The sequence below is a fragment of the Rothia sp. HMSC065C03 genome, from assembly GCF_001837295.1.
Classification (GTDB): Bacteria; Actinomycetota; Actinomycetes; order Actinomycetales; family Micrococcaceae; genus Rothia.
Window position 1 is genome coordinate 664,468 of sequence record NZ_KV831978.1, and the last position, 13,866, is coordinate 678,333.

11 protein-coding genes are annotated in these 13,866 nt (G+C 60.2%); 5 read left to right on the plus strand and 6 right to left on the minus strand.

Translation table 11 applies throughout. The annotated features are described in order from the left end of the window. Positions 1-1,227, minus strand: a 1,227-nt coding sequence (locus HMPREF2605_RS03005) for a transcriptional initiation protein Tat (RefSeq protein WP_070846869.1), incomplete at its 3' end; no start/stop codon positions are given. Positions 1,228-1,590: 363 nt separating this feature from the next. Between HMPREF2605_RS03005 and HMPREF2605_RS03010 the strand changes: the two genes are divergently transcribed. Next, positions 1,591-2,052: a hypothetical protein gene (locus HMPREF2605_RS03010; RefSeq protein ID WP_239663303.1), complete on the plus strand. Its 462-nt coding sequence runs from the start codon at positions 1,591-1,593 to the stop codon at positions 2,050-2,052. A gap of 57 nt (positions 2,053-2,109) precedes the next feature. Here the strand turns inward: HMPREF2605_RS03010 and HMPREF2605_RS03015 are convergent, their stop codons facing one another. From HMPREF2605_RS03015 to HMPREF2605_RS03035, 5 genes are all read right to left on the minus strand, one after another. Then, positions 2,110-2,949: an S-layer homology domain-containing protein gene (locus tag HMPREF2605_RS03015; RefSeq protein WP_246828155.1), complete on the minus strand. Its 840-nt coding sequence runs from the start codon at positions 2,947-2,949 to the stop codon at positions 2,110-2,112. Between the two features lie 206 nt (positions 2,950-3,155). Beyond that, positions 3,156-4,421 (minus strand): DNA-methyltransferase, encoded by a 1,266-nt coding sequence (locus tag HMPREF2605_RS03020; protein ID WP_070846870.1) that lies wholly within the window; start codon positions 4,419-4,421, stop codon positions 3,156-3,158. 8 nt (positions 4,422-4,429) lie between these two features. After that, complete coding sequence (locus tag HMPREF2605_RS03025; RefSeq protein WP_070846871.1) at positions 4,430-6,142, minus strand: DEAD/DEAH box helicase; 1,713 nt, start codon at positions 6,140-6,142, stop codon at positions 4,430-4,432. A gap of 481 nt (positions 6,143-6,623) precedes the next feature. Further along, positions 6,624-6,851, minus strand: a complete 228-nt coding sequence (locus tag HMPREF2605_RS03030; protein WP_070507618.1) for a DUF3107 domain-containing protein — start codon at positions 6,849-6,851, stop codon at positions 6,624-6,626. Between the two features lie 198 nt (positions 6,852-7,049). Next, on the minus strand, positions 7,050-8,312 hold the full coding sequence (locus HMPREF2605_RS03035) for a glutamyl-tRNA reductase (protein ID WP_070629882.1): 1,263 nt from the start codon (positions 8,310-8,312) through the stop codon (positions 7,050-7,052). A 222-nt stretch (positions 8,313-8,534) separates the two neighbouring features. Here HMPREF2605_RS03035 and hemE point away from each other — a divergent pair, with 222 nt between their 5' ends. The 4 genes from hemE to HMPREF2605_RS03055 all read left to right on the plus strand — a co-directional run bounded on the left by hemE (position 8,535) and on the right by HMPREF2605_RS03055 (position 13,808). Beyond that, positions 8,535-9,716 (plus strand): uroporphyrinogen decarboxylase, encoded by a 1,182-nt coding sequence (gene hemE, locus HMPREF2605_RS03040; protein ID WP_070846872.1) that lies wholly within the window; start codon positions 8,535-8,537, stop codon positions 9,714-9,716. A 140-nt stretch (positions 9,717-9,856) separates the two neighbouring features. Further along, positions 9,857-11,407: a protoporphyrinogen oxidase gene (gene hemG, locus HMPREF2605_RS03045; RefSeq protein ID WP_070846873.1), complete on the plus strand. Its 1,551-nt coding sequence runs from the start codon at positions 9,857-9,859 to the stop codon at positions 11,405-11,407. 134 nt (positions 11,408-11,541) lie between these two features. Then, positions 11,542-12,363, plus strand: a complete 822-nt coding sequence (hemQ, locus tag HMPREF2605_RS03050) for a hydrogen peroxide-dependent heme synthase (RefSeq protein WP_005508519.1) — start codon at positions 11,542-11,544, stop codon at positions 12,361-12,363. Continuing rightward, entirely contained in the window at positions 12,360-13,808 is a 1,449-nt protein-coding gene (locus HMPREF2605_RS03055) for a ferrochelatase (protein ID WP_070846874.1), read from the plus strand. Before hemQ ends, HMPREF2605_RS03055 begins: the two co-directional genes overlap by 4 nt. Positions 13,809-13,866 lie beyond the last annotated feature (58 nt).

A 13,866-nucleotide genomic window follows, 5' to 3' on the forward strand; every position in this document is an offset into this window, starting at 1 on the left:
ATAGTTATTCCTCGGCATGAGGGCAAACCATCCGTGACCACCGTTCTCTTGAGCCGTGCATCCTTGAAAGAGGTTACGCGTTCCGGCGACATACCATCCAGCACCGGTCTTGGCAGTATATTGATCGTCGGACTGGTCCTTTTTCCGCGTTACGTAGATAGAATTTTGTAGCACGGATCGGCGGTTGTACCAGCTGGTTGACCCAAAAAATTTGCATTGGGAGGCGTAGATTTCAATTCCGGCGTAGTTTTTCCCTGAAAGGTTGGCATCAGAAATATCTACTGTAAGGAACTTATTATCTGCGCCACCAGGATTATTGCCATCTTTGCGGCGTAACGGATGACCGACAGGTTTGCCAACCAGCAAGCCTTGGCGCAAAGACTTGCGGACACGGATTTTATCGACTTTCATACCTCGGTCATGAAGCCCCAAAATCGCAACACCCATATCTACATCCCAAATTTCTAGGTTAGAGAGGGAAGGGACAGCTTCAGGGTCATTAGGCTTACCCGTAAACTCAGTGTGTAGAATAATGCCTGCAACATGGGCTAGAGGTGCCCTAGTATGCATATTATCCGTAAGCTGCTGTACGTTGATATGCCCTTTTTGGGGGCTCGTGCGAATCCACATATCACGCACTCCGAAACGCATCGGACGGTTATCTGTCGCATTAGATGTCGGGTTTTGATAAGTTCCCGTATGAAAAACACCGAAACATTCATCAGAGGTACCCGCTGCCTTGGTAAGCGCATCTGTGGACGTCGCAATAATTCGGGTAGACATTCCATGCCCGAAAAACTCCACCTTATCGAGCAAGTGAATGAAGGGGTGCGACACCTTGTAAATACCGGCAGGTAGCTCAATTGACCCTCCACCGAGCCAATACAGGCGCTCTGCCAGCTTGTTCAGCTGATCGGTGCAGTCCACTCCGCCCGTGGGGTCTACGCAGTAATCCAGAACATTAACATGAAGGCCGTTCTTCGCAAGATTATGGGCTGTGTACTCCCTCGCAGTATCAGTGTACGTGAGATATTGCAGACGCTTATTGAACTCGTCTAGCCGCTTCTGGGTATTTTTTACCCATTCTGGGGCGCGAGTCATGAACTCTTCAGTCTTGTTTGCTTGCTCCGCATGGGCTGGGGAGAAAGCTGAGACTCCTGCAGTGGTTGCGGCAAGAGCTCCTCCTGCCAAAAGGGCGCGCCGCGATGGCGCATGATATTCAGACATCGATGTCTCCTAGAGGTGAGTGAATTATTCGCCCTTCATCACGACGAAGTGATGTTAGTGGGCGAATACTTTCTGCACGTAGCACCGTGCTGCGCTGCAGAAGGTATCTCTAGTGTGTATCGCTTTTTCTTCTCTTTGCAAGAAAATTTATGATTTTTACATAAATTCGTTTCAAGTTTTACGTAAATATTTTAATTTTCCTCAACATATTAATGAGGTATATAAAATCTATTGCTTTAAATATTTTTAACATTGCACTGAAGCTGAAGGAGAGAATGAAACTGTGTCGGTTTGCTCTGTATCTTGGCGATAGAAAGGGGGTGTGCGGCTCAAGAGAACGGCGGCCACGGGTGGTTTGCCCTAATGCCGAGGAATAACTATGTGGGTTGTATCGGTGAATCCTCCAGCTGGCATGACGCAGTCTCAGATAAAGCACATAACCACGAGGCAGCGAACTGGTATATCAGCTCGTGGGCTAGCGACTGCACCTTTACAGGAGTGCGCTCTGATAATCCTTACGAAGATAGTGACAAGCCAGAGGATAAATTTCCACTAGATAAGGCTCTCGCAGCACAATGGGGGTTCTATCTTGAAGGTGGCGCAAAGCGTCTTAGTATTATTGGCGCAAATGCTTTCGATGCTTGTCAGATGAGTGATAAGACCAGAACTGCGGCCCAAAAGAAAATTATGGGGGATAAATGGGTTCTTAAAATCAACTCTGAGCTTTATGAGCTATTAAGGATCGAAATTAATAATTTTAAATTTGAGGGAAAGCTTGTAGCGCCGAGAATCCCTAAAGCCGAGAATGAGTCCACAGAAAACTAGAAAATAGTTTGGTCCCCTGCATAGAAGAGCAGGGGACCAAACTATTTTTATAATCTCTTAAAATACGCCTCGAGTATCTGCCATGCGCAATACTTCAAAAGCCTGTTCATATGTTGCCTGGAAAGTCCATTGGCTCACTCGTCGACCTTCAGAGTCCATGCTCGCGACGTCATGGTACCTAACCGATTCGTGGAAGCCAGTGTACTTCTTATCAAAGCCGGCTCCAGTGTATTTCAACCAAACATAGGCCCGATGCAACTCTGAGCCGTAAGGAAGGTTGGGGTTCCGCTTGGTCCAGGGCTCTTCCTCATTCGGAGGATTCATATCGGGTAGCTTGACCGCCGGACTACCAGCTAGGCGGTATGCCATGATTACTGTCGTCGTTTCATTCGCGGGGGCATCGTAATGGAAATTCCCATCACTCCAACCCCAGGTAATGCCCCGCTCACGAGCCCACATCACCACAGGAAAACGCGGATCATCCGTCTTGATATCGCCATACGGAGACTGAGCCGGAAGATTCTTCACCTCAGGAGAACCCGACAGACGATACAAATACTCCACAAACTGGCCACGGGAAATTACGGTGTTTTCTTCGATTAGCTGATACTTCTGGTATTCAGAAATTAGACCAACGCACTCAGCCCAGTCGTAGATAATCTTGCGACTGTAAGTCACATAAGCATTCGGAAGGTACTTATATTCGTAGATTGCGCGGTCGTTACAGGTCACCGCCGGTTCATTGGGCTGCACAATAGGGGTCACTTGGCGAGGTTTCAGAACACCAAGAGAATATGCCGGCACGCTACCGCACACCATGGCACCTGCCAGCAGTACCGTGCCGCCAACCTGGATGGTCCGCTTCGTGGGGCGGGCGAATAATTGTCGAAGCATCATAGCTCCTTCACGAACAGAGGGGAGGCACAATCTTTGTACACCCCAATGAGTAGAATGTTCTCAGCGTATCAAAAATCCTAACCTTCAGGTAGAGATTTAGAGAATATGCAATGAGGTGAAAACAAAAGAGTGTGGGGCGGGTTCCTTATCGGGAACCCGCCCCACACTCTTAACACGTGCTCTCACGAACGCGCAGACAAGACAGCCTAGACGCTCTCACGCGAGGCATGATGCTGCAACACTGCACCCGCAGCAACCGCATCCCGCTGAGCCCGCGCCGCACGAGCCTTAGCCCGCGCCTGATGCTGACGCTGACGACGCAACTCATCACGCCCATCAATACGCATCTTCTTATCCACCGCATCCATCGACCAGTGACGCACAAACCGGCACGACGCACCCTCAACCGGCTGCGTAGTCTCCGTGAGCGTATCCAACACAGCCTTCAGCGCATGACGGCTCGCCGCCGTCAACGCATCACGACTTGTGCCGCCACGAACACCCACCGTACGCTTCGGCGTGAACAACACACTCGCCCCACGCGGAACACCGCGATACTCAGCGAACGACACCGGATCCACGCCCAGACGCTTAGCCATCACCTCAATAGCCGGCGGATTCTGATCCACGCACACGAACTTACGACCCAGCTGAGCTGCCGCCGCACCCGTAGAACCAGAACCAGCGAAGAAATCCAACACCCAATCACCCGGGCGGGAACTCGCCGCAATCATACGACGCAACAAACCCGTAGGCTTCTGCGTAGGATACCCCGTCTTCTCCTTACCCGTCGGCGACACAATAGTATGCCACCACACATCAGTAGGGAGCTTACCGCGAGAAGCCTTCTCCTCAGTCACCAAACCGGGAGCCATATACGGTTCACGATCAACCTCCGCAGTATTGAAGTAATAGCTACGGTGATCCTTCGCGTACACCAAAATATTGTCGTGCTTCGTCGGCCAGCGGCGCGTAGACTTCGCACCGTAGTCATAAGCCCAAATCAGCTCATTAATGAAGTTCTCACGACCAAAAATCATGTCGCACATAATCTTCACATAATGAACCTCACGCCAATCCAGGTGCAGGTACAGGGTGCCGTCCTGCGCAAGCAGACGATGCGCCTGCTCAATACGCGGCGCTAGGAACGCCCAATAATCCTCGAACGAGTCGTTATAGCTCGCCAGAGTCTGCAGGGTGCTCGAATAGCTCTTGCCCTTAAAACCGGTGCGGTCACCCTTCTCAGAAGCCTCCGCGCTCAACGTGCGGCGCGTCTGCTTCTTGCCCGTATTGAACGGCGGGTCAATATATATCACGGTGAACGCACCATCGGGTAGCTCACGCAGATACTCCAGGTTATCTGCCTGCACCAGCAGCGACGGGCCCTGCGGATCGAAAACCGTCGAATCCGTGCGGTTCGCCTCAGCAGCAGGGGAGGGCGCGGCGGGCGCCGGGGATGCTGAAATACCCAACCCCGGCCCTAGCCTTCAGAACCAGCACGGTCAGCGCCACGGCCCTTACCGCGAGAACCCTCAGAACGAGAACCCTCAGCACGCGAGCCTTCAGAACGGCGGCGGGTACGGCGGCGGCCCTCACTCTCCACGGGCTGGCCCTCAACACGGCGGGTACGGCGACGCTGACGAGGCGCACGCTCGGATGCGCCCTGCTCGTTACGCTCCGCACGCTCAGAAGAACGCTCAGTGCGCTTGCGGCCCTCGGAACGGCTACGGCGCTCGCCGCGGCCCTCACCGGAACGACCGTCGCGGCCACCGTCACGGCCACCGCGAGAACGGCGCGAACCCTTCTCACCGTCACGACCGCCAGAACGGCCACCCTCACGGGAACCGTCGCGGCCACCGCGAGAACGAGCCGGACGGCCATCACGCGAGTCGCGGGCGCTCTCAAAGAACTCATCGCCCATGCCCTCAGCCACGCGCTCCTCGCGCGGCAGGCGGCCCTTAGTGCCAGCCGGAATGTTCAGGTCGTAGAACAGGTGCTCAGAGGAAGAGTAGGTCTCAACCGGCTCCGGAACGCCCAGCTCCAGGGCATCGTTAATGACCTTCCAACGCGGCAGGTCATCCCAGTCAACCAGGGTCACAGCGGTACCCTCATTGCCCGCACGACCGGTACGGCCGGTACGGTGCAGGTAAGTCTTCTCATCCTCGGGCACGCGGTGGTTAATCACGTGGGTCACGTCTTCAACGTCAATACCGCGAGCCGCCACGTCGGTCGCAACCAGAATGTCGACCTTGCCGGTACGGAACGCCTTCAGCGCCTGCTCACGCGCAACCTGGTTCAGGTCACCGTGCAGGGGAGCGGCAGCGAAGCCACGGTTCACCAGCTCCTCCGCCACGCGGGCAGCGTCACGCTTGGTCTTGGTGAAGATGACGGTGCGGCCGCGGCCGGTAGCGCGCAGAATGCGGCCAATCATCTCGTCCTTGTCCAGGTGGTGTGCACGGTAGACGACCTGGCGGATCGACGCTTTAGTCTTCGAGGCGTCCTCGGGGTCAGCGGCGCTAATGCGCATGGGCTTGGTCATATACTGGCGTGCCATTGCAATGACCGGGCCGGGCATGGTTGCGGAGAACAGCATGCTCTGACGGTCCTCCGGCAGGTAGCTGAGGATCTTCTCAACCGACGGCTGGAAACCCAAATCCAGCATCTCGTCTGCCTCATCGAGGACCACAATCTTAACCTGCTTCAGGTTCAGGAAGCCCTGCTGGTACAGGTCGATAATGCGGCCGGGGGTGCCCACCGCAACCTCCAGGCCGCGGCGCAGCAGCTCAGCCTGAGGCTCAATCGGCACACCACCGTACAGGGTGGCGACGCGGGCGTTGCGCAGCTTCGCGGCAATCGCCAGGTCCTCACCCACCTGAATAGCAAGCTCACGGGTCGGAACCAGAATCAGTGCCTGAGGTGCACCGGGGTACTCCAAATCAGCCCAACCCTCATCGTCGCGGCCGACCACACGCTGAATGGTGGGCAGACCGAAGCCGAGGGTCTTGCCGGTACCGGTCTTTGCCTGACCAATGATGTCCTGGCCAGACAGAGCCACGGGAAGAGTCAGCTCCTGGATGGGGAAGGGGGAGGTAATGCCAACCGCCGCGAGGGCGTCGCTAATATCCTGGCGAACGCCAAAGTCGGCGAAGGACTTTGCAGTCTGAGTGGTTTCCTGCGTGTTCGTTTCAGTCACTGGACCGTATCTTTCTACCCCTGCTCGGGGTGTGTTTCTCCCCGAAAAGGGGTGTACCAGCCAGCGCCTCAATGGTGGAGGCGGTGACGGGCGGGCGTCGAAAGCCGGCCGCGGGAAATTCTTACACGGGAAATTCTTACCGAGACGCCGCCTGCACGCATGGTTATTACTCAAGGTTCATTCATGATGAGAAGGCGGTGCAGCCTCGGGGTCTTGAAAGGGGTACGACCGGTCATTCACTTAACCCCTCAATATTAACCTGGATTTGCTTTCGGCGCACCCCCGACCGGTTGTGGTGTGCGCCCGTGATGGGCGATATACCGCCTCAAAACCGGGTACTGCGAGGTTTTTGTGTAGGCGGTTTAAAACGCAAAACCCCGCATTCGGCACGGCGTAACCACGTGGCGCATAAAGCGCGGTTACGCATCGTGACGGATGCGGGGGAAAGCTCAAGCTAAAGGGTAAACAGCTACCGAACTAATTAGGCGCCGATACCGAAACCAACGTGACGCTTAGCGTCGGAACCCAGCTCGACGTAGCCAATCTGAGCGCCAGAAATCAGGGTGGTGTTGCCCTTATCATCCATAATCTGCAGCAGCGAGCCGTCTTCAATAGCCTTCGAGACCTTCTCCATGAGGATTTCCTTAGCCTCACTAGTCTCAACAATAATTTCACGAGCAATGTGGCGAATGCCAATCTTGATTTCCATGAGTCTCCTCGCAGAATAGTCCGGCACAGCCAAACGTGCGCCGGGTATGGGAACTGTCTTATCTAGCATCTACTCTAGCGTGAATACGCCCATCGGCACCGTGAACAGGCGGTACTTCGCCGGGGGCTAATAAAATACTCGCCGCCGGATGCGTGAAAATGCGCGTGAAAAATGCCGGGAAGAGGGGAGGGGAGACTCCTAAGACTCCTCCACCTGAATGCCGTAGAGGGTCTCCAGCGCCTGCACGTAATCCTCTGCGCGGCCCTCCGACGCCAGCTTCTTGGCGCGCACCGTCGGGGTGTGCAGCAGGGACTTCACCATGCGGCGCATCGCCAGCTCGAACTGCTCCGTCGCCGCACCGCAACCAAACTGGTTACGTACCTTCTCCAGCTCAGAATCCAGCACATCCATAGTGTGCGAACGCAGCGCAACAATCGCGGAGTCAATCGTGCGGGAACGCTGACGAGACACAAACGCCGCCAGCTCAGACTCCACAATGCGCGTAGCCGTCGCCACGGATTCCTCGGTCTCCTCGGGGGCGGCAAGGCGCACCGACTCGAGGGTAATCAGCTCAACATTCGGCAGGTCAGCGACCGAGGGGTCAAAGTCACGCGAAAGCGCCAGGTCGAGGATCGTGTGGTGGCCGCCCGGAATCTGCTCGGGAAGCAGCGGGTCGGATCCGCCGGAGCAGCCAATAATGACATCGGCAGAAGCCATGGCCTGCTCCATGCCGTCCACCGGCACCGCAGAAACCTCGCGCTTTGCCGCGAACTCGGCGGCACGACCCGAACGGGAATTGACCCAAATATCGGTGCAACCGCGCTCGCGCAGCGCCGCAATGGTTGCACCCGCGTAAGCGCCCGTACCAAAAATCAGGGCGCGTCGGGTCGACCAGTCCTTCTCGGCAACCTCATCCGCAAGATCCAGGGCAACAGACACAATCGAGCGGCCCTGGGCGCCAAGCGCCGTGTGCTGACCTACCTGACGAGCCGTATGCGCCGCATGCTCAAACAGCTGCACCAGCTCACCGGGAAGAGCCACGCCCTCCTCCTGAGCCTTCGCCTGCGCGGCAGCCAGGGCGCGGCGTACCTGACCGGCGATTTCACGCTCGCCAACCACGGCAGACTCCAGGCCGGAGGCGACCGTCAGCAGGTGGCGCGCCGCCTCCTCGTCTGCGTACACATCGAAGCTGGAATTGACCAGTTCCTTGTCCAGGCCGGAGGTTTGCGCAATCGAATTAACAATCAGCTCACGAACCATGTGCACATGCGCAGAGACGTGCAGCTGAACATACATTTCAAGACGGTTACAGGTGGCAAGAACTACTGCACCCTTAACACCGAGTTGACGTGCGATATCCGCCGCCAGAACATCGGGTACGCCAGAGGCACCGGCGCTCAACGCAGCGACGGTGGTCAAATCAACGGTGTGGTGCGATGCCACAAATGCATAAGTACTCACTAGAGACTAATCATAACCACGCCGACTAAGCCCCTGTAAAGCTCATAGAACCTAAGTTCCATCATCGTAGGGGGCAAGAAAATCTGCGCGGTGGGGGATGCGGGCACGAAGAGTAGGCACGAACTAAGGCGTCCCTCACTGCTAAGAAAGCCATCATTAGGTAAGAGTCACCATGACATAGTGTCGCAAAAACGCCCACATAAACCTGTCACACTAGAGACTATGAGCGAAAACCAGCACACCACCCCCGCGTCGGCACAGGGCACCGCACAGGCACCCTCCCTGCCCGCACACCCCACTGACACCCAGCGACCCCTGCTCACCGACGAACAGCTCGCACACCTACCCGCCAACCACCCCCTGCGCGCAGGCGCCGCCGCCGACTCGCCCATGCTCCGCGCCCTCACCGGCCGCCCCTCCAGCCACCGACCCGTCTGGTTCATGCGCCAGGCAGGCCGCTCCCTGCCCGAATACCGCCAGGTACGCGAAGGCATCCCCATGCTGGACGCATGCCTCACCCCCGAGCTCGCCGCAGAAATCACCGTGCAGCCCGTCCGCCGCCACAAGGTCGACGCCGGCATCTTCTTCTCCGACATCGTCATCCCCATGAAGCTCGCGGGCGTCAACGTCGACATCGTGCCCGGTAGGGGCCCGGTCCTCGACCAGCCCGTACGCACCCTCGACGAGGTGCGCGCCCTGCCCGAACTCAAAGACAGCGACCTCGACCCCATCCGCGAAGCCGTCGCCGCAACCGTCGAAATGCTCGGCGACACCCCGCTCATCGGCTTCGCTGGAGCCCCCTTCACCGTCGCCGCATACATGGTCGAAGGCGGCCCCTCCCGCGACCACCTGCGCCCGCGCACCATGATGCACGCCGACCCCGCCGCCTGGCACGAACTCGCCGAATGGGCAGCCCGCACCGCAGGCCAGTTCCTCCGCGCGCAGATCGAGGCGGGCGCATCCGCCGTGCAGCTCTTCGACTCCTGGGCAGGATCCCTCGGCGAAAGCGACTACCGCCGCTACGTGCAGGCACACTCCGCAACTGCCCTCGATATGGTGCGCGAATACGGCGTGCCGCGTATCCACTTCGGCACCGGCACCACCGCCCTGCTACCCGCCATGCACGAAGCCGGCGCAGACGTCATCGGCGTGGACTACCGCCTGCCGCTCTCGGCAGCGAACACCCTGCTCAATGGCGCCGTACCCCTGCAGGGCAACATCGACCCGGCACTGCTCGCCGCAGGCAGCGAAAACCTCTACGCACACGTAGACGAGGTCCTCGCAGAAGGTAACGCCGCCCCCTCGCACGTGGTCAACCTCGGCCACGGCGTACCCCCGACCACCGACCCGCAGGTGCTCACCGACCTCGTGGCATATATCCACGAACGCACCGCGCAGGCATAGGATAAATAACGATAAATAGACAGCGCAGATGCCGGGCACCCTCCGGCATCTGCACCGAACACCTACCCCCCCCGAACCAACCACCACACCCGTTACCGCAATGGGCAACTCCACCGCAGACAGACCGAAGGAGAACCACCATGGGCCACACCAACCAGGCACCGCACCGCACCGCACAGGTCAGTTCCTCCGCCGCGCCCCAGAACGCACGAGCTTTCACCCGCAACGAGAAGGCACCCACCGCCATCGTTATCGGTGGCGGCCCCTCCGGCCTGATCTCCGCACGCCGCCTCGCCGCAGCCGGTATGCGCGTCACCCTGCTCGAACAGCGTCACCACCTCGGCGGTGCCGTTGGTGCCCACGAAGTTGGCGGCCTTCTGCTGGACTCCGGCGCAGAATCCTTCGCAACCCGCAGCCCCATTGTCAGCGACCTCGTCAAGGAACTCGGCCTGGGCGACCAGATCGTCACCCCCAACTCCTACGGCTCCTGGCTGTACCTGCCGCAGGGCGCCCGTCGCACCCCCAGCACCGGCATCATGGGCATCCCCGGCAATGTGAACGATAAGTCGCTGATCCCCGTCATCGGTAAGAACGGTCTGCGCCGCGCCCAGGTGGACAAGTTCCTGCCCGTCTCCGCAGGCGAGAACGCGAAGACCCTCGGTGAGCTCGTGCGCATCCGCATGGGCCAGAAAGTGCTCGACAACCTCGTCGCACCCGTCGTCTCCGGCGTGTACTCCACCCACCCCGACAAGCTCGACGTCGATGCGACCATCCCCGGTCTGCGCGAAGCCTTCCGCAAGCACCGCTCCCTCGCCGCCGCAGCGCACGCTTTCCGTTCGGCAGCCCCCGCAGGCTCACAGGTCGCCGGTATTGTGGGCGGCATGAACCAGCTGTCCGAACGTCTCGTCGAAGACCTGTACGCCGCTGGCGTTCGCATCGTCACCGGATTCGACGTCATCGCCGTTGACCGCGACGAATCCACCGGCCAGTGGTTCATCATCCAGCGCCACACCACCGACGGCGAAAACACCCCCCTCTACGCCGACTACCTGGTGCTCGCCACCGACGGCCCGACCGTGGCACGACTCATCGGACCGCACGTCTCCACCGCACTACCCGCCCTGGAGCCCGGCCCTGAAGTCGCCCTCGTCACCCTCGTCGTTGATGCCCCCGCCCTGGACAAGCACCCCCGCGGCACCGGCCTGCTCGTCTCCGAAGAAGCCACCGCCGTACGCGCCAAGGCACTCACCCACGCCACCGCCAAATGGCAGTGGGTCGCCGAGGCAGCAGGCCCCGGACGCCACGTCGTGCGCCTCTCCTACGGCCGCGGCGGCGAAGACGCCCGCTTCTCAGAAGTGGCACTCGCCGACGAACAGCTCATCACCCTCGCCCTGCGCGACGCAAGCCGCATGATGGATGTAGCCCTCACCCGCAGCAACCTCGTTGACGCGGACGTGGTGCGTTGGCGCGGCGTACTGCCCGCCTCCACCCCCGGCCACCGCGACCGAGTCAAGGAATTCCGCGAACGCGCCAGCGAACTCGGAACCCTCAGCACCGTCGGCTCCTGGGCGGCAGGCTCCGGCCTGGTCTTAACCGTCAAAGACACCTACGAGCAGATGGACCGCCTCATCTACCACGCGGCACAGGACTGGGAAGGCGTCACCTCCCCGAAAGTCGCAACCGCCAAGTAGACGGCGCAGCGGCGGCAGAAGCTCAGCCAATAACTCAGCTCAGCCAGTAACTAGACCAAAAAATTGAGAAAACGCGCAGCTACGGAAGCCGCGCCTCCAGCACAGCGAACCCTCGCTGAAGAAAGGAACACACAATGTCTCACGATCACGCAGCACACGGCCACGGCGGCGCACACGGCGCAGGCCAGGGCGGCTACACCCACGCAGGCCACGGCTACGGCGGCGCACCCAAGGGCTACGCAGTCCAGCACTCCGCAGCTGACGAGAACCGCCGCGGCCGCGAAGAAGGCGAAACCCTGCACTACGCCCTGTACACCGTGTTCGCACGCTCTGGCGCACGCCCCGCAGAGTCCAACACCGACGAGGCACGCGCCGAGTTCGAGAAGGTCGCAGAACAGCTCGCAGCAGACGGCGTGACCCTGCGCGGCATCTACGACGTCTCCGCAATGCGCGACAACGCAGACGTCATGATTTGGACCCACGGCCAGAACCCCGAAAAGCTGCAGGCAGCAGTCCGCAAGATTCGCCGCACCGCACTGTTCGCAGGCACCACCATCGTCTGGTCCACCATGGGCGTACACCGCGAAGCAGAGTTCACCCGCAACCACGCCCCCGCATACGCACGCGGCAAGGCACCTGAAACCTGGGTCTGCGTCTACCCCTTCGTACGCTCCTACGACTGGTACTACATGAACCCCGAACGACGTGCAGAAATGCTCAAGAACCACGGTATGAAGGCCATCGACTTCCCGCAGGTTCTGGCAAACACCGTCGCATCGTTCGGCCTGAACGACTACGAATGGGTCCTCGCCCTCGAAGCACCCGAACTCGTGGACCTCGTCGACCTGATGCGTCACTTCCGCAACACTGAAGCACGCCTGCACGTTCGCGAAGACACCCCCTTCTACACCGGCCGCCGCATCGGCGCAGACGAAGTAGCAGAGGTTCTGGCGTGAGCCATCAGCCGAACAACGGCGTAACCCTCAACGGCACGCTCCTGCCGGACGACGTGGTACCCAACCGCACCGACCCGGCGAACACCGCCTCCAACGGCCCCGCCACGCTCAACGAGCAGACCCTCGGTGACTACCGAAGCGAACGCAGCATCACCCGTGACCGTGCCGAAGAGGCACGCCCCTACGACCTGGTGATTCTCTCCTCCTTCGGTGGCCCCGAGGGGCAGGAGGACGTCATCCCGTTCCTGCGCAACGTAACCGCTGGCCGCGGCATCCCGGATGAGCGCCTCGAAGAGGTCGCCACCCACTACCGCGCCAACGGCGGCATCTCGCCCATTAACGAGCAGAACCGTGCCCTGCTCGCCGCACTGCAGCAGGCGCTCGCCGAGCGCGGCCCGCACATCCCGATCACCTGGGCGAACCGCAACTGGAAGCCCTACGTGAAGGACGTGCTCGCCGAAGCCTACGAGAACGGCCACCGCAACGTGCTCGTGCTGGCGACCAGCGCCTACCCCGGCTACTCGAGCTGCCGCCAGTACCGTGAGGACTACGGTATGGCGATCGAGCAGCTCGGCCTGGAAGGTCGCGTGCACGTGGGTAAGATCCGTCAGTTCTTTGACGTGCCCGGCTTCTCCCGCGCTTTCGCTGACGGGCTGAAGGACGGCCTCGCCACGGTGCGTGAGCAGCTTGCCGCGCGCGATAGCGGTTCGCTGAACCCGCGCCTGCGCATCATGTTCTGCACCCACTCGGTGCCGACCTCCGCGGCGAATGAGGCAGGTCCGCGCGGCGTGAACTACGAGGGCGGCTCCGCCTACGTGGAGAAGCACCTGCAGGTCGCTCGCGCCGTGCTTTCGCTGGTTCGCGATGAGGCCCCGCAGCTTCTGCAGAACGTCGAATGGGAGCTGGTGTATCAGTCCCGTTCCGGCCCGCCGTCCATGCCGTGGCTGGAACCGGACGTCAACGACGCCCTGGAGGCGCTACCCACCCCCGCCAACCCGGCGGAGGACGGCGAAGCCCCCGTGGAAGGCGTCGTGCTGGTGCCTCTCGGCTTTGTCTCCGACCACATGGAAGTCAAGTGGGACCTGGACACCGAGGCGCTGGACACCTGCGAACGCCTGGGCGTGGTTGCCGTGCGCACCCCCACCCCAGGCACGCATCCGGCGTACGTGGAGTCGCTGCGCCGCCTCATTGAGGAGCGCGTGGAGAACGGCGTTTCAGCTGACCTGCGCCCCGAACGTGAGAGCGTCCTCGCCCCGAGCGCGAGCGGTCAGTACGGCTGGTTCGACGAGTGCGAACCCGACTGCTGCAAGCCCGGCCGAGGTGCCCCGAAGCCGGTCATCGCCGAGTACGCAGCCGATGCTGACGGCGCTGAGGACAGCGCTTCTGAGAACGCACCCGCCAGCCGCTCCGGTGGATGCGGCTCCGGCGGATGCTGCTCCCACTAACGCCACCCCTGTAGCTCCGGCTCGCCCCAATACCCCATCACCGGGGTGTGCGGGCGGG